The organism is Nocardioides malaquae (assembly GCF_015070385.1).
Taxonomy (GTDB): domain Bacteria; phylum Actinomycetota; class Actinomycetes; order Propionibacteriales; family Nocardioidaceae; genus Nocardioides; species Nocardioides malaquae.
In genome coordinates this window covers 45,845-65,823 of sequence record NZ_JADCSA010000003.1, presented here as the reverse complement: position 1 = coordinate 65,823, position 19,979 = coordinate 45,845, and the positions used below count along the sequence as shown (strand labels likewise).

The 19,979-nt window shown below is 71.9% G+C and carries 23 protein-coding genes; 17 read left to right on the top strand and 6 right to left on the bottom strand.

Going from position 1 to position 19,979, the window contains the following annotated elements:
- Nucleotides 1–3: 3 nt before the first annotated feature.
- The 4 genes from IEQ44_RS03940 to IEQ44_RS03925 are packed head-to-tail and all read right to left on the bottom strand — an operon-like array spanning nucleotide 4 to nucleotide 2,574.
- Nucleotides 4–1,275, bottom strand: a complete 1,272-nt coding sequence (locus IEQ44_RS03940) for a YihY/virulence factor BrkB family protein (protein WP_319804478.1) — start codon at nucleotides 1,273–1,275, stop codon at nucleotides 4–6.
- Nucleotides 1,230–1,577, bottom strand: coding sequence for a DUF3618 domain-containing protein (locus tag IEQ44_RS03935; RefSeq protein WP_193637133.1), 348 nt, complete (start codon nucleotides 1,575–1,577; stop codon nucleotides 1,230–1,232). Before IEQ44_RS03935 ends, IEQ44_RS03940 begins: the two co-directional genes overlap by 46 nt.
- Entirely contained in the window at nucleotides 1,577–2,029 is a 453-nt protein-coding gene (locus tag IEQ44_RS03930; RefSeq protein ID WP_319804477.1) for a phage holin family protein, read from the bottom strand. The genes IEQ44_RS03935 and IEQ44_RS03930 overlap by 1 nt, the downstream gene beginning before the upstream one ends.
- Nucleotides 2,026–2,574 (bottom strand): hypothetical protein, encoded by a 549-nt coding sequence (locus IEQ44_RS03925; protein ID WP_193637132.1) that lies wholly within the window; start codon nucleotides 2,572–2,574, stop codon nucleotides 2,026–2,028. Before IEQ44_RS03925 ends, IEQ44_RS03930 begins: the two co-directional genes overlap by 4 nt.
- A 236-nt stretch (nucleotides 2,575–2,810) precedes the next feature.
- Here IEQ44_RS03925 and IEQ44_RS03920 point away from each other — a divergent pair, with 236 nt between their 5' ends.
- The 8 genes from IEQ44_RS03920 to IEQ44_RS03885 are packed head-to-tail and all read left to right on the top strand — an operon-like array spanning nucleotide 2,811 to nucleotide 8,121.
- The gene (locus tag IEQ44_RS03920) at nucleotides 2,811–4,094 is read left to right on the top strand and encodes a TadA family conjugal transfer-associated ATPase (RefSeq protein WP_193637131.1); all 1,284 of its coding nucleotides are present in this window, start codon (nucleotides 2,811–2,813) and stop codon (nucleotides 4,092–4,094) included.
- Nucleotides 4,094–4,948, top strand: a complete 855-nt coding sequence (locus IEQ44_RS03915; protein ID WP_193637130.1) for a type II secretion system F family protein — start codon at nucleotides 4,094–4,096, stop codon at nucleotides 4,946–4,948. The genes IEQ44_RS03920 and IEQ44_RS03915 overlap by 1 nt, the downstream gene beginning before the upstream one ends.
- Nucleotides 4,945–5,895 (top strand): type II secretion system F family protein, encoded by a 951-nt coding sequence (locus IEQ44_RS03910; RefSeq protein WP_193637129.1) that lies wholly within the window; start codon nucleotides 4,945–4,947, stop codon nucleotides 5,893–5,895. Before IEQ44_RS03915 ends, IEQ44_RS03910 begins: the two co-directional genes overlap by 4 nt.
- Before the next feature lie 53 nt (nucleotides 5,896–5,948).
- Entirely contained in the window at nucleotides 5,949–6,164 is a 216-nt protein-coding gene (locus IEQ44_RS03905) for a hypothetical protein (protein WP_193637347.1), read from the top strand.
- Between the two features lies 1 nt (nucleotide 6,165).
- The gene (locus IEQ44_RS03900) at nucleotides 6,166–6,573 is read left to right on the top strand and encodes a TadE/TadG family type IV pilus assembly protein (protein WP_319804476.1); all 408 of its coding nucleotides are present in this window, start codon (nucleotides 6,166–6,168) and stop codon (nucleotides 6,571–6,573) included.
- Nucleotides 6,570–7,034 (top strand): TadE/TadG family type IV pilus assembly protein, encoded by a 465-nt coding sequence (locus tag IEQ44_RS03895; RefSeq protein ID WP_319804475.1) that lies wholly within the window; start codon nucleotides 6,570–6,572, stop codon nucleotides 7,032–7,034. Before IEQ44_RS03900 ends, IEQ44_RS03895 begins: the two co-directional genes overlap by 4 nt.
- Entirely contained in the window at nucleotides 7,031–7,492 is a 462-nt protein-coding gene (locus IEQ44_RS03890; protein ID WP_319804474.1) for a pilus assembly protein TadG-related protein, read from the top strand. The genes IEQ44_RS03895 and IEQ44_RS03890 overlap by 4 nt, the downstream gene beginning before the upstream one ends.
- Before the next feature lie 20 nt (nucleotides 7,493–7,512).
- Nucleotides 7,513–8,121 (top strand): hypothetical protein, encoded by a 609-nt coding sequence (locus tag IEQ44_RS03885; RefSeq protein ID WP_193637128.1) that lies wholly within the window; start codon nucleotides 7,513–7,515, stop codon nucleotides 8,119–8,121.
- Between the two features lie 372 nt (nucleotides 8,122–8,493).
- Here the strand turns inward: IEQ44_RS03885 and IEQ44_RS03880 are convergent, their stop codons facing one another.
- Nucleotides 8,494–9,750: a CaiB/BaiF CoA transferase family protein gene (locus IEQ44_RS03880; RefSeq protein ID WP_193637127.1), complete on the bottom strand. Its 1,257-nt coding sequence runs from the start codon at nucleotides 9,748–9,750 to the stop codon at nucleotides 8,494–8,496.
- Nucleotides 9,751–9,881: 131 nt separating this feature from the next.
- Between IEQ44_RS03880 and IEQ44_RS03875 the strand changes: the two genes are divergently transcribed.
- The 3 genes from IEQ44_RS03875 (at nucleotide 9,882) to prfB (ending at nucleotide 12,197) form a co-directional block, all read left to right on the top strand.
- Nucleotides 9,882–10,403 (top strand): hypothetical protein, encoded by a 522-nt coding sequence (locus IEQ44_RS03875; protein ID WP_193637126.1) that lies wholly within the window; start codon nucleotides 9,882–9,884, stop codon nucleotides 10,401–10,403.
- A 43-nt stretch (nucleotides 10,404–10,446) separates the two neighbouring features.
- Nucleotides 10,447–10,971 (top strand): CAP domain-containing protein, encoded by a 525-nt coding sequence (locus IEQ44_RS03870; protein ID WP_193637125.1) that lies wholly within the window; start codon nucleotides 10,447–10,449, stop codon nucleotides 10,969–10,971.
- 107 nt (nucleotides 10,972–11,078) lie between these two features.
- Complete coding sequence (gene prfB, locus IEQ44_RS03865; RefSeq protein ID WP_193637124.1) at nucleotides 11,079–12,197, top strand: peptide chain release factor 2; 1,119 nt, start codon at nucleotides 11,079–11,081, stop codon at nucleotides 12,195–12,197.
- A gap of 33 nt (nucleotides 12,198–12,230) precedes the next feature.
- Here the strand turns inward: prfB and IEQ44_RS03860 are convergent, their stop codons facing one another.
- A complete protein-coding gene (locus IEQ44_RS03860; protein ID WP_193637123.1) occupies nucleotides 12,231–14,843 on the bottom strand; it encodes a hypothetical protein in 2,613 nt (870 codons plus the stop codon).
- 112 nt (nucleotides 14,844–14,955) lie between these two features.
- Between IEQ44_RS03860 and ftsE the strand changes: the two genes are divergently transcribed.
- The 6 genes from ftsE to IEQ44_RS03830 are packed head-to-tail and all read left to right on the top strand — an operon-like array spanning nucleotide 14,956 to nucleotide 19,870.
- On the top strand, nucleotides 14,956–15,645 hold the full coding sequence (gene ftsE / locus IEQ44_RS03855; protein WP_193637122.1) for a cell division ATP-binding protein FtsE: 690 nt from the start codon (nucleotides 14,956–14,958) through the stop codon (nucleotides 15,643–15,645).
- A gap of 3 nt (nucleotides 15,646–15,648) precedes the next feature.
- Entirely contained in the window at nucleotides 15,649–16,560 is a 912-nt protein-coding gene (gene ftsX, locus IEQ44_RS03850; protein WP_193637121.1) for a permease-like cell division protein FtsX, read from the top strand.
- 55 nt (nucleotides 16,561–16,615) lie between these two features.
- The gene (locus IEQ44_RS17825) at nucleotides 16,616–17,872 is read left to right on the top strand and encodes a peptidoglycan DD-metalloendopeptidase family protein (protein WP_193637120.1); all 1,257 of its coding nucleotides are present in this window, start codon (nucleotides 16,616–16,618) and stop codon (nucleotides 17,870–17,872) included.
- 42 nt (nucleotides 17,873–17,914) lie between these two features.
- A complete protein-coding gene (smpB, locus tag IEQ44_RS03840; RefSeq protein WP_193637119.1) occupies nucleotides 17,915–18,394 on the top strand; it encodes an SsrA-binding protein SmpB in 480 nt (159 codons plus the stop codon).
- 9 nt (nucleotides 18,395–18,403) lie between these two features.
- Nucleotides 18,404–19,318, top strand: a complete 915-nt coding sequence (locus IEQ44_RS03835; RefSeq protein ID WP_319804473.1) for an amidohydrolase family protein — start codon at nucleotides 18,404–18,406, stop codon at nucleotides 19,316–19,318.
- Nucleotides 19,319–19,375: 57 nt separating this feature from the next.
- Nucleotides 19,376–19,870 (top strand): thioesterase family protein, encoded by a 495-nt coding sequence (locus IEQ44_RS03830; protein ID WP_193637118.1) that lies wholly within the window; start codon nucleotides 19,376–19,378, stop codon nucleotides 19,868–19,870.
- Nucleotides 19,871–19,979: the final 109 nt, after the last annotated feature.

Genomic DNA, 19,979 nt, shown 5'->3' with positions numbered 1-19,979 from the left:
TGGTCAGTGGGCGTGAGGGGATGCGTCGGCCGGGTCCTGGCTCTCCCCGCGCGAGGAGCGCAGGGCCCGTGCGCGGGCGACGTCCTTCGTGCGCTTCTTCGCCGCCTTCTCGCTCTTGGTGGTGTCACGCGGCGGGAGCTGGATGACCTCCTCGGCCGGGAGCCCTGCCTGCAGCTCGCGGGCGCGCTCCATCTCGGCGTCGAGCTCGGCGCCGAAGAGCAGGGCGAGGTTGGTGATCCACAGCCACAGCAGGAAGACGACCACACCGGCCAGCGAGCCGTAGGTCTTGTTGTAGTTGGAGAAGTTGGCGACGTAGAACCCGAACGCGGCCGAGGCGGCGACCCAGACGAGGATCGCCAGGAAGGCGCCGATGCTGAGCCAGCGGAATCGGGGCTGCTTGATGTTCGGCGTGGCGTGGTAGAGCAACGCGACGATGAAGACGACCACGAGGAGCATGACCGGCCACTTCGCGATGTTCCACACGGTGACGGCGGTCGCTCCGAGACCGATCGCCTCACCGACGACCTCGGCGGCAGGACCGGTGACGACGAGGCCCACGAGGACCAGCGCGGCCAGCGTGATGGTCACGGCCGTGATGAGCAGCATCATCGGACGCAGCTTCCAGATCGGACGTCCTTCGTCGACCTCGTAGATGCGGTTCATGCCCCGGCTGAACGCGTTGACGTATCCCGACGCCGACCACAGCGCCGCCGCGAGACCGACGGCCAGACCGATGCCCGCGCCGGTGCTGCCGCTGAGCTCGACCAGCACGGGTTCGAGCGTGTCGGCGACGCCCGCGCCGCCCAGGTCACGCAGCATCGACATCAGGGTGGCCACGGTCTCGTCGCTCTGGCCGACGAGGCCGACCAGCGACAGCAGGGCGATGGCTCCCGGGAAGAGGGCCAGCACCGAGTAGTAGGTCAGGCCCGCGGCCAGGTCGGTGCACTGGTCCTCACCGAACTCCCGCGCCGTGGAGCGCAGGGTGTAGAACCACGACGGCTTCTTGAGGTCGGTGGGGGAGTCCGCCTTGTCGGCGGCCTCGTGCGCCTCCTCCGACGAGTGGGCGAGCGCCGTGTGGGCGCTGCCCGGACCCGAGTGCGGGTCGAGGTCTGCGTGGCTGGTCCCGGTCGCGGACGGGCGGGACTCGGGCACGCGGGGGCCGCCGTCGGTGTCGCTCGTAGTCTCGCCGGCGGTGTCGTCGTCGGTCTTCTTCTTGAACAGACCGAGCATCACGACCACCGCTTCCAGCTCGTACGCTTCTGGCGACGGCGCCACAGAGCCACCAGGACGACGGCGGCGATGCCCGCCACCACCGCGCCGCCCGCGCCGAGCGCGGCCGGACGCGGGTGCCCCTGGGGATCGACGACCTTCTCCTTGGCCCGGGCGCTCAGGTCGTGGACGCTGGCGGTCGCCCGTCCCTTCACGTCCAGCTTGGCCTGCAGTTGGTCGACGGTGTCGGCGAGTTGCTCACGGGTCCGCTCGATGTCGGCCTGCAGGGCGGCCACCTGGGGGTCGTCGCTCTCGGCGGGGCCATCAGCGCGGTGGGTGCCCCCGGTGGGGGAGGTGGGGTCAGTCATCAGTGCTCCTGGGCAGAGTGCTGGGCTGCAGAGTGCTGGGCGGGGTTACGCACGGCGTCGATGTCTTCCTTGACGTTGGCCATGGCCTGACGCGGCACCGGGGGCGAGGCCTCGCTGACCTGCTTCTTGCCCAGCAGGGCGGCGACGCCCGCGATCGCGAAGAGCACGACCGCGACGATCAGCGCCGCCAGCCAGGCGTCGACGACCAGCGCCAGCGCCAGCACGATCGCGGCGAGCAGGACGCCGAGCCCGTAGAGCGCGACGAGCCCAGCGGCGCCGAACATGCCGACGCCGATGCCGGCTTTCTTGGCCTTGCCGGTCACCTCGAGCTGGGCGAGCTGCAGCTCGTCACGCACCAGGCGGGAGATCTCGGTCGACAGCTGGGAGACCAGCTGACCGGTCGAGGGGTCCGGCGGAGGGGTGGGGGCGCCGGGCACGCCGGGACCGCTCACGAGACCGACCCGCCGGGCACGCCGGGCTGGGCGACCGGGTGGGGCGGCAGCTTGGCCGACGGGCTGTCGGCCGGCGGACCGGTCTCCGGCATGTCCTTCGGCGTCGGGGTGGACGAGGGCGTCGAGTTGCCGCCGGCATCAGCAGGGCTCGAGACCGGGCTGGTGGCGGTCGGGTCAGCGGAGCCCGACCCGGAGTTCGACGACGTGCTCGACGGGGAGCTCGGCGACGAGGCAGGGCTGGAGGTGGAGGTCGAGGTCGACGACGAGGTCGAGTCGTCGGAGTTCTTGCGCTCCTGCACCTTCTCCTTCACCTTGTCGGTCACCGCTGAGCCGGCCTCGCCGGCCTTCTCCTTGACCACCTGGCCGGCCTGGCCGGCCTTCTCCTGGGCGAGGTGCTGGGCCTGCGAGGCCACCTGCTGGACGCGGGGGTCCTTCGCGACTCCGCGGACCTTGGTGATGATCTGCTCGTAGCGCTGGCGACCAGCCCGGGCGCCGAGGACGTATCCGGTGCCCACTCCGAGCAGGAATCCGAGCTTCTTCGGCATGTGCGTCTCCTGAGTCGTTCGTCGTGCGACCCGGATGGTCGCGGTGACGAGGCGGACTCCTGTCTGCCTACCCACTTGGTGCCAAGTCATGCCCGAGGGCAGCCCCAATGCTGGGTATTTCCGGGCCGCCGAGAGGAGTTCTCCACAGATACGCCGTTCGGCCGACGCGCGGCAGGGCCGGTTCTCGCTACCGTCCCGAGCGACTCACGACCTCTCGGGACCCCAAGGACTCAGTCATGGCCGGCACCACCGCTGCAGCACCGCGCGCCGTCGTCGACGCGCTCGACGCGGCGCTGCGGGAGGACGTACGCCGCGAGGGGGTCGACCCGCAGCGTGAGGTCGACGTCGTGCGGCGGTTGGCCCGCAAGGTCGTGGGTGACCACGACGAGCGCTCCCTGACGGGGGCCACCACGCCGCTGGCCGACGCCGCCGCCGTGGTGGAGGAGCTCGTCGCCCGGATCGCCGGCTTCGGGCCGCTCCAGGCCCTCCTCGACGACCCCGACGTGGAGGAGATCTGGATCAACGACCCGACCCGGGTCTTCGTCGCCCGGCACGGCCGTCACGAGCTGACCGACGTCATGCTCGCCCGCGGGCAGGTCGACGAGCTCGTGGAGCGCATGCTGAAGTCGAGCGGACGTCGTGTCGACCTCAGCCGGCCCTTCGTCGACGCCCTGCTACCCGGAGGGCACCGCCTCCACGTCGTGCTCGAGGGCATCAGTCGAGGCTTCACCGCGGTCAACATCCGCAAGTTCCGGCTCCAGGCGGCCCGGCTCGACGAGCTGGTCGAGCTCGGCAGCATGCCTGCGAGCGCGGCCGCCTTCCTGGCGGCGTCGGTGCGCGCAGGGCTCAACATCCTGGTGGCCGGTGGCACGCAGGCCGGCAAGACCACCCTCCTCAACTGCCTCTCTGCCGCGATCCCCGGTGGTGAGCGGGTGGTCAGCTGCGAAGAGGTCTTCGAGCTGAAGTTTCCCCACCCCGACTGGGTGCCCATGCAGACCCGGCAGGCGGGCCTCGAGGGCACCGGTGAGATCCGGCTGCGCGACCTCGTCAAGGAGTCGCTACGCATGCGGCCCTCCCGGGTGCTGGTCGGGGAGGTCCGGGCGGAGGAGTGCCTCGACCTGCTGCTGGCCCTCAACTCGGGGCTCCCGGGCATGTGCACCCTGCACGCCAACAGCGCCCGTGAGGCCCTGACCAAGATGTGCACGCTCCCGCTGCTCGCCGGGGAGAACATCTCCGCTCGGTTCGTCGTGCCCACCGTCGCCAGCTCCGTCGACCTGGTCGTCCACCTCGCGCTGGACCCCGGCGGCACCCGCCGGGTGAGCGAGATCGTGGCGGTGCCGGGCCGGGTGGAGGACGACGTGATCGAGGTCGAGCCGATCTTCGAGCGCCGCGGCACCGACCTGCGGTGGGTCGGCGGAGTGCCGGCGCGGCTCGACCGGTTCGAACGGATCGGCGTCGACGTCCACGCCCTCCTGCGGGGTGGCCGCTCCGTCGTGCCCGCCCCGGCGGGGGTCGGCTGATGGGCGTCCTGGTCGGGCTCGGCTTCGGCGTGGGCGCGCTGCTCGTCTGGTCGGCGTTCGCGCTGCCCCGGGCGACCCGCGAGGAGGCAACGGGGCCCGGAGCGTTCGGCGAGCTCCTGGCGCGCGCGGGGCTGGGCCACGTCACTGCGTCCAGCGTCACTGTGTTGGCCCTGGGGCTGGGGTTCGTCGCCTTCGTGGTGGTCCAGGTCGTCTCCGCGACCCTCCCGGTCTCCCTGGTGTTCGGGCTGATGGCCACTGCCTCGCCCTACGTGGCCGTGCAACGTCGGGCCCGGGTGCGGCAGCAGGAGTTCGCCCAGGTGTGGCCCGAGGCCGTCGACAACCTGGCGTCCGCGGTGCGTGCGGGCCTCTCGCTACCGGACGCCCTGAGCGGTCTGGCGACCAGTGGCCCCGAGCCGCTGCGGGACGCCTTCGCCCAGTTCGCGCTCGACTACCAGGTGAGCGGAGGCTTCGGCGAGGCGCTTGACCGGTTGAAGGTCCGGCTCGCCGACCCGGTCGGCGACCGGATGGTGGAGGGCTTGCGCGTGGCGCGCGAGGTCGGTGGAGGAGACCTCGGCCGCCTGCTGCGCAACCTCTCCCACTATCTGCGCGAGGAGGCGCGCACCCGCTCGGAGCTGCAGGCCCGGCAGGCGTGGACGGTCAACGGCGCGCGTCTGGCCGTGGCCGCGCCGTGGGTCGTGCTCCTCCTCATGGCGTTCCAGTCCGACGTCATCATCCGCTACTCCTCACCCACCGGGGTGCTGGTCCTGGCGGTCGGCGCCGCGGCCTGCGTGGGTGCGTACGCCGCCATGGTGCGGATCGGGCGCCTGCCGGTCGAACGTCGGATCCTCGCGTGAGCCCCTCCCTGGCCGGGGCCGTCCTGGGAGCGCTCTGTGGCAGCGGCCTGCTGCTGGTGGCGTGGCGGGTGGTCATCATCCGGCGCACGCCGTTGGAGCTGCGGGTGACGCCGTGGATCACCGACCTGCCGCGACGCGACGAGGTCCGGTCCCGCCAGGTCGTACGCCCCCCGAGCGACTCCCCGTGGGCCGCCGCGTCGGGCATTGCCCGGCCCGCGTTGCGGCGTGCGGCCGACGGGGTGGAGCGGGTGCTGGGTGGCGCGCACTCGGTCGAGCGGCGGCTCGAGCGGGCCGGGCTCGACATCTCGGTGCACGACTTCCGGGTGGAGCAGGTGGTCTGGGGCCTGAGCGCCTTCGCGGTCGCCGCGGCCTGGCGGATCATCGCCGCCGTCGGCGGTCAGGGGCAGATCGTCCTCTCGCTGCTGCTCTGCCTGTGCGCCTTCGCCGGCGGGGTGATCGCGCGCGACCAGCGGCTCAGCACCCAGGCCGTCGAGCGGGACCGCGCGATCCTGGCGGAGTTCCCGGTGCTCGCCGAGCTGTTGGCCCTGGCGGTGGCCTCGGGAGAGGGGCCGGTCGCGGCCCTCGACCGGGTGGTCGGCCGCAGCAGCGGGGAGCTGTCGCGCGACCTCACGCGGGTGCTGGCCGACATCCGCACCGGTGAACCGGTCGCCTCCGCCTTCGAGCAGCTCTCCCGCACCACCGGTGTGCCCGTCGTCGCCCAGTTCGCCCAAGGGGTGGCCATCGCCATCGAGCGCGGCACGCCCCTGGCCGACGTCCTGCACGCCCAGGCCGGCGACGTCCGTGAGGCCGGACGCCGGGCTCTCATCGAGTCGGCGGCGCGCCGCGAGGTCTTCATGCTCGTGCCGGTCGTCTTCCTCGTGCTTCCCGTCGTGATCCTCTTCGCGCTCTTCCCCGGCTTCGTCGGGTTGAGCCTCACGACTCCCTGACTCCTCTCACCCAGACCCAGCTCGATCCATCGCACTCGCACCTCGGAGGAACCATGCAGTCCACGTCCCGCACCAGCATCCGTCTTCTCGTCCAGATGGCGGCCCTGAGCCGCGACGCCTTCCGTGAGCGTCGCACCGAGCGCGGCGACGTGCCCGGCTGGGTGATGATCACCGTGATGACGGTCGGCATCGTCGTGGCGTTGCAGCTCTTCGTCGGCCCCGAGCTCGAGTCGATGATGCGACAGGCCCTCGGTCGCGTCGCCAACTGAGGTGCTGGCGTCGCGCCGCCGGGACGAGCAGGGCACCGCGGTCGTCGACTTCGTGCTCGTGATGCTGGTCCTGGTGCCCTTGGTGCTCGCGATCATGCAGGTCTCGCTGGTGCTCTACGTGCGCAACACTGTCGCCCTGGCTGCCTCGGAGGGGGCCCGCCACGCAGCGGCCTGGGGCGCGAGCCCGCAGGACGGGCTGGAGCGCACCCGGCAGCAGTGGACCGGTGCCGTGTCGTCGCGGTTCGTGACCGACAGTCGGATCGAGGCGGTCGAGTTCGCCGGTGCTCCGGCCTACCGGGTCGTGGTGGAGGTCGACGTGCCGGCCCTGGGGCTGGGTGGACCCGGCGTGGGGTTCGAGGTGTCGGGCAGCGCCGTCATCGAGCCCGACCCGTCGGCGGCGGCGCCGTGAGGCGGCTGTGGCTCCCGACCCGGCGTCGGGACGAGTCCGGGAGCGCGGTGGTGGAGTTCGTGTGGCTGGGGATCCTGCTGCTGGTGCCGCTGGTGTGGATCGTGCTCTCCGTCTTCGAGGTGCAACGCGGTGCCTTCGCGGTCAGTGCGGCCGCGCGGGCGGCGGGGCGGGCGTACGCCCTGGCGCCCGACGAGCAGACCGCCCGGCAGCGCGCCACAGAGGCGGCGCGTCGCACGTTGGAGGACCAGGGGGCGCCCGACATGCCCCTCGAGGTCGAGGTGACCTGCAGCCTCGGACGTGGACAGTGCCTCGCCGGTACGTCGGTGGTGACGGTGACGATCCGGTCGGGGGTGGAGCTGCCTGCCATGCCCGAGGTCTTCCGTGACGCCCGCACCGACTTCGCTCTCGAGTCGGTCCACCGCGTGCCCATCGGCCAGTACGTGGAAGGGGTGAGCGGGTGACCCGGGCGAGCCGCGTGAGTCGGCCGCAGCGCGACGAAGGCGGGTCCATCACTCCGATGATCATCGGGTTCGCCGCGATCCTGCTGGTCCTGGTGGCCGTCGTCGTCAACGCGTCGGCCGCCTACCTGCAGCGCCAGGGCCTCACCACGCTGGCTGACGGTGCCGCGCTCCAGGGCGCCGACCTGGGTTCGGTGGGCGTCTACGCCGAGGGCATCCCGGAGGAGCGTCTGCTGCAGAGCGGACCCCAGGTGCACGAGGCCGTGGCAGCCCACCTGCGGTCCGTCGGAGCCGTGCGGACCTACCCGGGCCTGGAGCACGAGGTCCGGGTCGACCCGACCACGCGGGTGGTGACCGTGACCCTGCGGGCGCCGCTCGACCTCCCCCTCACCGTGCCAGGTGTGGAGGCCAGCCCGACGATCGCCGCGACCGCCCGGGCGACCGTGACGGTGCTGCGTTGAGGGAGGGCGGGCAGCAGACGGTGAAGCCGGCCACGTCGTTCGTGGTGGCGGCCCTCCTCCTCGTCTCGACCGCAGACCAGGGCGACTGGCGAGCCGACGGCCCCCTCCAGGTGGGCGGGGCCCACGTGGGCATCAGCCTCTGGGCGCCGGAGGGACACATGCAGTCGTGGTCGGGCACGTTCGGCGGACTCAGCCTGTGTGTCGAGAACGGGCGGGCAACGATCGTCGAGGTGGCGCCGCTGGGTGGCTTCCCTGCCGATGCGTTCACCGCGTGGGTGCACACCGTGCCCGCTGGGCAGGCGAGGAAGACGCGCCTCGGCTCGGTGTTGGGGGCCCCGCCGAAGTTCGACGAGGAGTACGCCGCTGGCGCGGCCGACTTCGGTGTCTTCACGGAGCCCTCGGGGCACTCCGTCGACCGTCCCTGTGCCCCCGACCCGGGGGATGAGTGGGATGACGTCGAGATCGTGGTGTCGGTGGCGACCGACCGCGATGGGGCTTCCCTGCCGGGGGTCGTCGTGGTCTACGACGTGGCGGGTCGGCGCTTCCGGGAGCACGTGCCCGGCACCATGATCGTCTGCGGCGACACGACACCACCGCAGCATTGCCGGGGCCTGGCCAGGTGGAGATGACGGGCCGCGGGCCGGTCTCGTGGGTGCCCCCGCACAGTCACGAGACCAGCCGCGGCTCGGTGGGGACTACTCCGTCACCACCGCGACGTGCAGGTCGCTCACGGACTCGGACTCGCCACCCACGGAGACGATCAGGACCACGCTGAGGGCCACCGCGCCTGCGGCGACCACGCGTCGTACCTGACCGAGGGCGCTTGTCGAACCGTTTGTTTTCCGCACGGGTCCGACTCTCTCGTCGGGCCCGGGTGCGCGGGCAGAGTGCAGATACTCAGATCTCGGCTGAGTATGAGTACGTCCTGCGCCGATCCGCTGCTTGTGTGGCAGGTAGGTGTCACCACGTGACACTGACCTGCCGCACAGAGTCCTGGTGGATCAGGGTGCGCGCAGGGCGGCGATCTCCTCGGGCGGCCACCCCAGCAGCTCGCCGAGCACGTAGTCGTTGTCGGCGCCCAGGTCGGGGCCCACGTGACGCACCGGCACCGACTTCTCACCGAGCACCGGCACCACGCCGGGGAAGGCGACCTCGCGCACGTCGTCGACCGACTCCACCGCCACCGGCAGCCGCTGCACCATGTCGCGCGCCAGGAACTGCTCGTCGTCGACGATGTCGGCGCCCGTGAGGATCGGCCCGGCCGGCACCCCGGCGGCGTCCAGCAACTCCAACGCCTCGGCGCGGGTCCGCGCCGACGTCCACGCCCCGATCGCGTCGTCGAGCTCGTCGCGCCGCTCCCAACGCCCCTGGTTGGTCACCAACCCGGGATCCTCGGCCAGGTCGTCGCGGCCGATCGCCCGCATGAACTTCGGGAAGAGGTTGTCGGCGTTGCCGGAGATCACCACGTCGCCGTCGGAGCAGGGGTAGGCGTTCGACGGTGCGATGCCCTCCATGCGTCCGCCGGTGCGTACGCGCGTGACGCCGTAGGCGGAGACGTCCGGCACCAGCGACTCCATCATCGAGAAGACCGCCTCGTGCAGCGCCACGTCGACGTGCTGCTCGGTGGGGGAGGGCCCCCGCCCGCCGGCGGCGCGGGCCCGCTCGAGCTGGTGCAGCTGCATCATCACGCCGAAGGCGGCGTGGAGCCCCGCGATCGAGTCGCCGATGGAGACGCCCACCCGTGACGGCGGCCGGTCGGCCTCACCGACCAGCTCGCGCAACCCGCCGTACGCCTCCGCGACGGCCGCGAAGCCCGGGCGTGCGGCGAGTGGACCGGTCTGGCCGAAGGCGGAGATCCGGGCCACCACCAGCTCGGGGTTCAGCTCGGTCAGGGTGGCGGCGTCGAGGCCCCAGCGGTCCAGGGTGCCGGGCCGGAAGTTCTCCACCAGCACGTCACAGGTCGCGATCAGCTCCTTGGCGGCCCGCAGCCCCGCCTCCGAGCGGAGGTCCAGCTCCACCGACAGCTTGTTGCGGTTGAGGGTGCGGAAGAGCATCGATGTCTCGCCGGCGAAGAGGCGCCAGTTGCGCAGCTCGTCACCGGTGCCGGGCCGCTCGACCTTGATGACCTCGGCCCCGAAGTCGGCGAGCATCCGGGTCGCGGTGGGGGCGGCGATGAAGTTGCCCAGCTCCAGCACCCGGATGCCGTCGAGGGGGAGAGGCCGCTCCTGCGGCTCGGGACCGGCGGGGTCGACGTCCATGCCCGGACTCTAGTGCCGGGGTCTGGTGCCGGACTGCAGCCCGGGCTCCGGTGGCCGGCTGCTGCGGACGATCCCTCGACGCGAGGCCGCCGACTCGCTAGCGTGCGGAGCCCGCCGTCATGAGGAGTCCGATGAAGTCCTTCGCCACGTCCGTCGCCGCCCTGGGCACGGTGCTGCTGCTCGCCGTCGTGCCCGCCCACGGATCGGGCGCCGGTGCGCCCGACGGCTCCGCGGCCGGGGCCGACACGTCCGCGGCGGCGAAGCAGGCGCCCAAGGGGGAGAAGAAGTACCGCACCTCGGCCCAGAGGGCGGTGAACGCCCACCGCGCCGAGGCCGACCTCAAGAAGGTCCGGTTCACCGGCCAGCGGTGCCTGCGCAAGGCCGCTGCGGCCTACGCCGAGCGCAGCGCCGACGCGCAGGGCATGGTGCCCCACGACCTGAAGGCCCTCGCCCGGCGGTGCGAGGTCTCCGGTCTGCGGGAGGCGCTCGGCATCGGGTTCACCACCGGCGCGAAGATGGTCGACGCCTGGATGACGGTCGGCGGGTCGCACCGGCGCGCGGTCATGCACCGGAAGAACCGGGTGGGTGCCGTCGAGGCGAGGCGCGGTGACGACGGCCTGTGGTACGGGATCATGCTGGTCGCCGCTTCCTGACCCGTCTCGCGCGCCCACCGGGTGCGTACGCTCGACCCGACCTGTGCAGCCGACTCTCGGAGACGTCGTCGTGACCCACATGCCCCACTCGCTCCTCGCCCGGTCGGCGTCCCGACTGGCCACCCTCGTGACCGTCTGCGCCTTGACGATGACGGTGCTGGTCGTGGCGCCGACCGCGCCCGCCGAGGCGGCCACCGGGGCCCAGAAGTACTCCCGCTCGGCGCAGAAGGCGACGAACGCGGTGCGGGTGAAGCGAGACCGGGTCCGGCTCACGGGCGACCGGTGCCTGCGCCAGCACGCCCGCCGGCACGCGCGGGCCATGGCGCGGCAGGGCTCGATCTGGCACCAGGACATGCAGGCCGTCCTGGAGGCCTGCGACCTGACGATGGTGGGCGAGAACGTCGCCATGGGCTATCCGACCGGGCGCGCGGCCGTGCGCAAGGGCTGGATGAAGTCGCCGGGACACCGGGCCAACATCCTGCGGCGGCAGTACCGCCTCGGCGTCGTCGCCGCCGCGAAGGGTGACGACGGGCTCTGGTATGCCGCCCAGCTCTTCGGGCGCCGCTGACCTGCGGCCCCTCCCACGTCCGGCCCCGGCCGCGCCTGGCGACGTCCCGCTCCGTCCCACCGTGGTCGCTTCGACACCGTGACCGCCCGCGCCGTAGTCTCACCCTCGTGGCTGGAACCGACTTCGACGCAGAGATCCGCGCGCTGAGCGCGACCATGAAGACCATCGGTCAGGTCCTCGACCTCGACCAGATGCGTCTCGAGATCGCGGAGCTCGAGGACCAGGTCGGCTCGCCCGACCTGTGGGACGACCAGGAGAACGCCCAGCGCATCACCGGCCGCCTCTCGCAGCTCAACGGCGAGCTGGAGCGCTTCACCAGCCTCGAGTCGCGGATCGAGGACCTCGAGGTCCTCGTCGAGCTGGCCTCCGACGAGGGCGACGCCGAGTCGATGGCCGACGCCCAGACCGAGCTCGACCGCATCAAGAAGTCGGTCGAGTCGCTCGAGATCCGCACCCTGCTCAACGGGGAGTACGACTCCCGCGAGGCGCTGGTCTCCATCCGCGCCGGCGCGGGAGGCGTCGACGCCGCCGACTTCGCCGAGAGCCTGCAGCGCATGTACGTGCGCTGGGCCGAGCAGCACAACTGCCCCGTCGAGGTCTACGAGACCTCCTACGCGGAGGAGGCCGGCATCAAGTCGACCACCTTCGCGGTCAAGGCGCCCTACGCCTACGGCACCCTCTCGGTCGAGGCCGGCACCCACCGCCTCGTGCGGATCAGTCCCTTCGACAACCAGGGCCGCCGGCAGACCTCCTTCGCCGCGGTCGAGGTCGTGCCGGTGCTGGAGCAGACCGACGAGGTCGACGTCGACGAGAACGACATCAAGGTCGACGTCTACCGCTCCTCGGGCCCCGGCGGTCAGTCGGTCAACACCACCGACTCCGCGGTGCGCCTGACTCACATCCCCACCGGCACCGTGGTCAGCTGCCAGAACGAGAAGTCGCAGCTGCAGAACAAGGCCGCGGCGATGATCGTGCTCAAGGCCAAGCTGCTCGCCCTGAAGAAGGCCGAGGAGGCCGCCCACCTCAAGGAGCTCAAGGGCGACGTCCAGGCCAGCTGGGGCGACCAGATGCGCAACTACGTGCTCAACCCCTACCAGGTCGTCAAGGACCTGCGCACGGGCCACGAGTCGGGCAACCCCTCAGCGGTCTTCGACGGTGACCTCGACCCGTTCCTCGAGGCCGGCATCCGCTGGCGCCGCGGCACCGACAAGGCCGACGCCAACTGAGCCCCGCCGGGTCGGGGGCCCGGCCACCCGACCTCAGCGAGCGGTGACCGGACGGCTCCAACGGGAGTACGCCGACCATCCGGCCGCGCTGCCCGCGCGGACGCGCACCTTCCAGCGGCCCTGACCGAGGCGAACCTGCCGGGTCACCCGGGCCTTGCGGGTCGTGACCACGACGACGCGCGCCTTGCCGACGACCTTGCCGCGGGCGTTCACCTTGCGGAGCACGATGCGGTAGCGGGTGACCGGGTGACTGCCGGAGGCCTTCGGGGCGCGCCAGCGCACCCGGACGGTCTTCGGGCCGCCGCGGGGGCCGGACGCCGCCTTGACCTGACGCGGCTTCCCGGGACGCACCTTCGGTGCCGGGACCGGGGCGGTCGTCGGGCCGGCTGTCGGCGCGCTCGTGGGACCAGCGGTCGGGCTGGCCGTGGGGCCTGCGGTCGGCCCGGGCGTCGGAGCGCCGGTGGGCGCCGCCGTCGGTGCCGAGGTGGGGCTCGGCGAGACCGTCGGGCTGGGCGACGGGCTGCTCGTGGGGGACGGGCTCGGCACGGCCGTGGGGCTCGGACTGGGTGACTCCGTCGGGCTCGGTGTCGGGCTCGGCGTGGGCCAGGGGCCGGGAGTGGGCGCGGGAGGGGCCGTCGCGCCGACGGTGAAGCTCTTCCACGGGCTGGCGCCCGCCGCGTTGGTCACCCGGGCCTCGAACACGCTGCCGAGAGGCAGGTCCTCCTTGTAGATCAGGGTGCGGCGGGTGAGCGGGACGGGGCTCCAGGTCCACCCGCCGGCCTTGATCTCGAGGTGGGTCCCGGGGTCCTCGGTCTGCTGGACCACCACGGGCAGCCACGAGATCTCGTCGTAGGACTCCATCCCGACGTGCACTGGCGCCGGGGGCGGGAGCAACGAGGCCACGGTGGCAGCCGGTGAGGTGCCAGCGGCGTTGACGGCCGCGACCGACGCCGTGACCCGCACTCCGGCGCCGGTGACGGCGCTGTGGCTGCGCGCCGTCGCAGGCAGGGTCACGGCCGCTCCGGAGCCCAGCCGCACGACGTAGCTTGTGACCGGAGCACCCCCGGTGGTGGTGGGGGGAGACCAGGTCAGGGTGGTCGTGCCGTCCTGGGTGGTCACGGCGGCGGCAGCGGTCGGCGCCCCGGGAGCGGTGGCCGGCACGGAGGCGCAGCCGCTCACGTCGAGGGTGTAGTTGCCCAGGCTCGCGGTGTTGTCGTAGACCCCCGCACCACCACCGGCGGCGGAGCCGGCGCCGCGGACCGCGAGGTAGTAGGTCCCTCGTGTGACGGTCCGCTCCAGCGAGGCATCCAGGCCAGCGAGCACGCCGTTGGTGTAGGTGGTCTGCGGGGCGTCGGCAGCGAGCTGGGTGCCACCGGCGTCGTGCAGCGACAGGTGCAAGTCCAGGTTGGGGCCGTGCGTCGCCACGCGGGCCGTCGCGGCCATGGTGGTGCAGCCGTCGTAGCGGAACCAGTCGACGTCGGTGCTGGCGGCGATCGTGCCGTGCACGGGGGAGGTGGTCGTCAGCGGGGCGTCGGCGCGCGACGTGCCGGGCTCGTCGGCCACCACGGACAGGCCGTGCGCGGGGATCGCGTCCAGGTCGACGCGGGTCCAGACCGTGCGGGGTGCCCGGCCCACACTGGGATACATGAGGGCGTGGTGCAGCTGCGTGCTGCTGTCGGAGACGTGGTCCAGCGAGAGCGTGTGACCCACCTCGTGCGTGATCGTGTCGGCGACCACGGCGGCGTCAGGGCCGAGCCGCCCAGAGAAGACGAGCGCGGGTGAGTCGGCCCCCACACGGTTGAAGATGTCGATGTAGGCCATGCCGATGGTGGAGGTGCCGGGGCCGGCGACGGCGTCGGCCAGGGCGGCGCTGTCGCTGAGCAGGGCCCGCATCCCGAAGTTGTCGTCGCTGGTCGACGACCGCACCAGGGCGTCGTGGCCGGGGTCGGCGGTGGTCACGTTGACGTCGTAGTGCGCGTAGTCCTCGGCCACGCGGGCCCAGACCTCCTGCAGCAGCCGGAGCTCGCCGTCGGAGAACTGGGGCCCGTCCTTGGCGGGGTCCCACCCGGCGTGGAAGCCGTCGGCCTCCCACCAGCTGTCGGTGAGGTCGTGGCCGTCGACGTCGAGGTAGATCGTCCGGTTCGATCCCGGACGGCTGTGCAGGTCGAGGGTCTGGGCCAGGGGGGCTGCCAGGCCGGCGCGGCCGGAGGAGGCGACCTCGTCTGACCCGTCTGCCTCGGCTGCCTTGTCCGCGTGGTCGTGCAGGTCGGGGTGGCGCTCGTCGGCCACCAGCAGGCGGCCGGCCCGGTCCACGCCGAACGTGGGGTCGGAGACCAGCAGCTCTCGTAGCGCCCGCGGCGTACGTCCGTTGCGGCGCGCCGCCTCGGCCAGCGCGCCGTTGCGCTCGAGCGCCCGGACGGCCCGCGCGCCCAGGGCGCCGTCGGGCAGCAGTCGGGTCTCCTCGGACGGAGCACCGCTCGCCCTGCTCGCCCCCTCGACCGAGGGCTGGGCCACCGAGGGCTGGGCCACCGAGGACTGCGTGACGGAGGGCTGGGCAGTGGTCGACGGGGCCATGAGCACGCCGGCGGCAACCGTCAGGGCGGTCGTGGCGCCGAGCGTACGAGCCCAGGAGCGGGGGAGAGGCACGCCCGCAATCTATCCGCGCGCGGGCGCTGTGACGGGGGGTTCGTCGAAACCCCGAGGATGCCGTGGGCGAGCGTCCCGGAGAGCAGCCACGGCTCGGCTAGTGTCGATCCACGTGATTCGCTTCGAGAAGGTCACCAAGTCCTACCCCGGGCACCCCCAACCGGCCCTCGACCAGGTGTCGGTCGAGATCGACAAGGGGGAGTTCGTCTTCCTCGTCGGCTCGTCCGGATCGGGCAAGTCGACCTTCCTGCGGCTGGTGCTGCGCGAGTACCGCCCGACCTCCGGCCGGGTCTACGTCGCCGGCAAGGAGATCAACCGCCTGGCCAACTGGAAGGTGCCGCGGCTGCGTCGCGACATCGGCACGGTCTTCCAGGACTTCCGCCTGCTGCCCAACAAGACGGTCTCCGAGAACGTCGCCTTCGCCATGCAGGTGACGGGCCGTTCGCGCTCCGACATCAAGAAGCTGGTGCCCGAGACGCTCGAGCTCGTGGGCCTGGACGGCAAGGCCGACCGCATGCCCGACGAGCTCTCCGGCGGTGAGCAGCAGCGCGTCGCCGTCGCCCGGGCCTTCGTCAACCGGCCGATGATCCTCATCGCCGACGAGCCCACCGGCAACCTCGACCCCACGACCTCGGTCGGCATCATGAAGCTGCTCGACCGGATCAACCGCACCGGCACCACCGTCGTCATGGCCACCCACGACGCCGGCATCGTCGACCAGATGCGCAAGCGCGTCATCGAGCTGGAGCACGGACGCACCGTGCGTGACCAGGCCCAGGGCGTCTACGGCGGGAAGGGCTGAGCCATGCAGCTGCGATACGTCTTCTCCGAGCTCGGCCAGGGGCTGCGCCGCAACCTGTCGATGCACCTGGCCGTGGTGCTGACCCTCTTCGTCTCCCTCACGCTCGTGGGCATGGGCGTCCTGCTCAACCAACAGGCCTCCAAGGCGGCCGACCACTGGGGCTCCCAGCTCCAGATCACGGTCTGGCTGTGCAAGGCCAACGACTCCAACGCCGCCTGCACCGGCGAGGTGACCGACGCCCAGCGCGACGCCGTGGTGGCGGTCGTCGAGGAGAACCCCGAGGTCGCCGGCTTCCACCTGGAGTCCAAGGAGGAGGCCTTCGAGAAGGTCAAGGAGCTCGTCGGCGAGGAGCGCTTCGAGGGCCCGAACCCCGCGGCCACCGCCGACGACATGCCCGAGTCGGTCTGGATCGAGCTCAAGGACCCCGACGAGTACGAAGGCATCACCTCCGCGGTGACCGGGCTCGACGGCGTGTCCGGCATCCGCGACATGCGCGAGACCCTCAAGCCGATCTACGGCTCGATCAACGCCCTGCAGTGGGGAGCCCTGGGCATCGCGGGCTTCCTGGTCGTCGCCGCGCTGCTCCTGGTCGGCAACACGATCCGGCTCGCGGCCTTCGCCCGCCGCAAGGAGATCGGCATCATGCGGCTGGTGGGCGCCTCGACCACCTACATCGCGCTGCCCTTCCTGCTCGAGGCCCTGGTCACCGCCCTGGCCGGCGTCGCCCTGGCCTCGGGGGCGCTGGGCGCCTTCATGTACTTCGGCATCCACCAGCGGGCCGGCGACGCGTTGAAGTTCATGCCGTGGATCGGGGCAGGTGAGTTCGGCACGGCGGTGGTGGCCATCGCGCTGCTGGGCCCGCTGCTGACCCTGCTGCCGACACTCGTGCTCACGCGGAAATACCTCAAAGTCTGATCCGGCTGGGCTACGGTCGATCCGTTCTCTTCCCCGAACTTCGAAGGCTGCCTTCGTGCGTCACTTCCTTCCCCGCTCGCGACGCCGCGTGACCGCCGCGGTCGCGGTGTTCGTGGCGTCCGCCGCCCTGCTCGCGGTGCCGCAGGCCAGCGCCGACGACCTGAAGGACAAGCAGCGGCAGAACAAGGAGCAGATCAAGGACGCCCAGTCCGACCTGCACTCCTCGAGCCGTCGCATGGCCCGGGCGAGCGCTCGCCTGGCCCAGGCGCGTACGGAGCTCTCCCGCGCCCAGGGCGTGCTCGCCGCCGCGCAGGCCAAGGTCGACGCCGCCGAGGTGCGCGACGCCCAGATGCAGAAGGAGCTCGAGGAGGCCGTCGCGGAGCTGCGACGCGCCCGCCGCGAGCTGGCCGAGGGCCGTCTCGCCGCGCTGCTCCAGCGCGAGCAGGTGGCCGCGACGATCACGGAGTACTACCAGCAGGGCGACCCGGCGCTGATCGCCTTCGCCTCGCTGATGGACGCCCAGACGCCGGCCGACCTGGCCCGGCAGACGGAGATGCGCGACGCCATCGTCGACCGCGAGGACCAGTCCTACCAGGCACTGCTCGCCTCCGAGGTGATCCTCGACGTCACCGAGGCGCAGGTCGAGGAGGCGAAGGAGGACGTCGAGGACAAGCGCGAGGCCGCCGCCGCCCACCTGAAGGCGATGGAGGGCCTGCGCGCAGAGGCCAAGCAGGCCCGCGACCAGGTCTCGGCCCTCGTCTCCGCGCGGCGTACGGCGCAGTCCTCGGCGGCCCGCGCGAAGGCCGCCGACCAGAGGGCGCTCGCGAAGCTGAAGCAGGAGGAGGACCGGATCGCCCGGATGCTCGCGCGCCGCGCCGCCCGCCAGGGCAGCCGCGCCAAGCCCGGCAACTCGTCCGGCGTGCTCTCCTCCCCGGTCAGTGGCGCCACCATGACGTCGCCCTACGGCTACCGTCGCCACCCGATCTACGGCTACTGGGGCATGCACGACGGCCAGGACTGGGCGGCCGGCTGCGGCTCGCCGCTCTACGCCACCGCCAGCGGCCGCATCGCCTCCTCGTACTACAGCGAGGTCTACGGCAACCGCCTGGTGCTCGACCACGGCCTGCTCGCCGGCGTGGGCGTCGCCAGCATCTACAACCACGCCACCCACTACACGGTGGGCGTGGGCCAGCGGGTCCGGCGGGGCCAGATCATCGGCTACGTCGGCTCGACCGGCTGGTCCACCGGGTGCCACCTGCACTTCACGGTGATGGTCAACGGCAAGACCGTCGACCCGCGCAAGTGGCTCTGACCCGCGCGAAATCCACTTGCCCGGTGTTGAGAGGATGGGCAGATGGCCAAGGAGCAGGGCACGAAGCTGATCGCGCAGAACAAGAAGGCGCGGCACGACTACCACATCGAGGACACGTGGGAAGCCGGCATCGTGCTCCAGGGCACCGAGGTGAAGTCGCTGCGCCAGGGTCGCGCCTCGCTCGTCGACGGGTTCGCCGAGATCGACAACGGTGAGGCATGGCTGCTCCAGGTGCACATCCCGGAGTACTCCCAGGGCACCTGGACCAACCACGCCTCGCGTCGCAAGCGCAAGCTGCTGCTCAACCGCCACGAGATCGACAAGATCGAGAAGAAGGTCACCGACAAGGGCTACACGTTGGTGCCGCTCTCGCTCTACTTCAAGGACGGGCGCGCCAAGGTCGAGATCGCCCTGGCCAAGGGCAAGAAGTCGTTCGACAAGCGCCACGCGCTGGCCGAGCGGCAGGCCAACCGCGAGAAGGAGCAGGCCGTCCAGCGCCGGCTCAAGGGCTTCAAGGACTGAGCCGCGCCGGTGACGACTGAGACCGAGCAGGTGCAGCGCGTCGAGCTGCACCCCGACGCCGCGGCGGTCCGCGACTGGACCGAGCGCCTGACGCTGCCGGGCCTCTTCGACGTGCACACCCACTTCCTGCCGCCGCGCGTCTTCGCCAAGGTGCGCGCCCAGTTCGACCTCGCCGGCCCGGCCATCGGTCGCCCGTGGCCGCTGCGCTACCGCGACACCGACGTCCGGCTCGCCGAGATCCTGGGCGAGTTCGGCGTGCGCCACTTCAGCGCCCTGCCCTACGCCCACAAGGCCGAGATGGCCGAGTTCCTCAACGACTGGGCCGCCGACTTCGCGTCGCGGACGCCCGGGGCGCTGCACTGCGGCACCTTCTTCCCCGAGCCGGGTGCGGCAGCGTACGTCTCTGAGCGGATCGCCAGCGGGCTCGAGCTCTTCAAGGTGCACGTGCAGGTGGGCGCCTTCCACGTGACCGACCCGCTGCTCGACGACGCGTGGGGCGTCGTCGCGGAGGCCGGTACGCCCGTGGTGCTGCACGCCGGCAGTGGGCCGGTGCCCAACGCGTACACCGGGCCCGGGCCGGTCGCGGAGCTGCTGCGCCGTCACCCGCGGCTCCAGTTGGTCATCGCCCACATGGGCGCCCCGGAATATCGCGAGTTCCTCGAGCTCGCCGAGACCTACGAGCGCGTGCGCCTCGACACCACGATGGCCTTCACCGACTTCTTCGACGAGATGGGCGGCGTCTTCCCTGCCGACCTGCTGCCGCGTCTGGAGGCGCTGGGGGAGAAGGTGCTGCTCGGCTCGGACTTCCCGAACATCCCCTACCCCTACGCCCACCAGCTCGAGTCGCTGGAGCGCCTGGGGCTGGGGGAGGAGTGGCTGCGCGCCGTCTGCTGGGAGAACGGCACGCGCCTCTTCGGTCGCTGACGCGGCGACACGTGGGCGGCGAGCGAGAACGCCCGGGCGACGTGTGAGAATGCCCGGGTGGCTGCACCGACTTATGAGGAGCTCTCCGCGCTGCCTGCCTTCTGTGAGCAGGTCGTGCCCCAGGGCTTCGAGGACATCAACGGACATCTGAACATCCGCCACTACGTGGGGATCGCCTCCGAGGGCCTCGACGAGTCGCTCGTCGACCTCGGCATCCCGATGCAGTGGCCCAACATCGCTGGGCAGGCCGTCTTCACGGCCGAGCACCACATGACCTACCCGCACGAGCTGCGCACCGGCGACCGGCTCTCCGTGCGTGTGCGTCTGCTGGGCCGCTCCGACCGTGCCGCCCACGTGCTGGTCTACCTGCTCGACGAGACCCACCAGCGGGTCAGCTTCATCATGGAGGAGATCTTCCTCCACGTGGACCTCGAGACCCGCAAGACGTCTGACTGGCCTGCCGACGTGGCCGAAAAGCTGGACGCCCGCATCAAGGAGCACCAGGACCTCCCGTTCGCGGCGGAGACCTCCGGCGCGATGTCGCTGCGCTGATCACCGCCGGGGCGGCCCACCCGGGCCGTCCGACAGCCGCTCGGGCCGCGGCCGGGAATAACCGGTCGCGGTCCGCTGGTTGTGACCCGTAGACTGCTGAGCAGTTCGG

Bases quoted from the DNA above. Each gene is read 5' to 3' on its own strand.
- IEQ44_RS03875 (WP_193637126.1), top strand. From the start codon at position 9,882: ATGAAGTCCTTCGCCACGTCCGTCGCCGCCCTGGGCACGGTGCTGCTG.
- IEQ44_RS03905 (WP_193637347.1), top strand. From the start codon at position 5,949: ATGCAGTCCACGTCCCGCACCAGCATCCGTCTTCTCGTCCAGATGGCG.
- IEQ44_RS03935 (WP_193637133.1), bottom strand. From the start codon at position 1,577: ATGACTGACCCCACCTCCCCCACCGGGGGCACCCACCGCGCTGATGGC.
- IEQ44_RS03920 (WP_193637131.1), top strand. From the start codon at position 2,811: ATGGCCGGCACCACCGCTGCAGCACCGCGCGCCGTCGTCGACGCGCTC.
- smpB (WP_193637119.1), top strand. From the start codon at position 17,915: ATGGCCAAGGAGCAGGGCACGAAGCTGATCGCGCAGAACAAGAAGGCG.
- ftsX (WP_193637121.1), top strand. From the start codon at position 15,649: ATGCAGCTGCGATACGTCTTCTCCGAGCTCGGCCAGGGGCTGCGCCGC.
- IEQ44_RS03880 (WP_193637127.1), bottom strand. From the start codon at position 9,750: ATGGACGTCGACCCCGCCGGTCCCGAGCCGCAGGAGCGGCCTCTCCCC.
- IEQ44_RS03925 (WP_193637132.1), bottom strand. From the start codon at position 2,574: ATGCCGAAGAAGCTCGGATTCCTGCTCGGAGTGGGCACCGGATACGTC.
- IEQ44_RS03915 (WP_193637130.1), top strand. From the start codon at position 4,094: ATGGGCGTCCTGGTCGGGCTCGGCTTCGGCGTGGGCGCGCTGCTCGTC.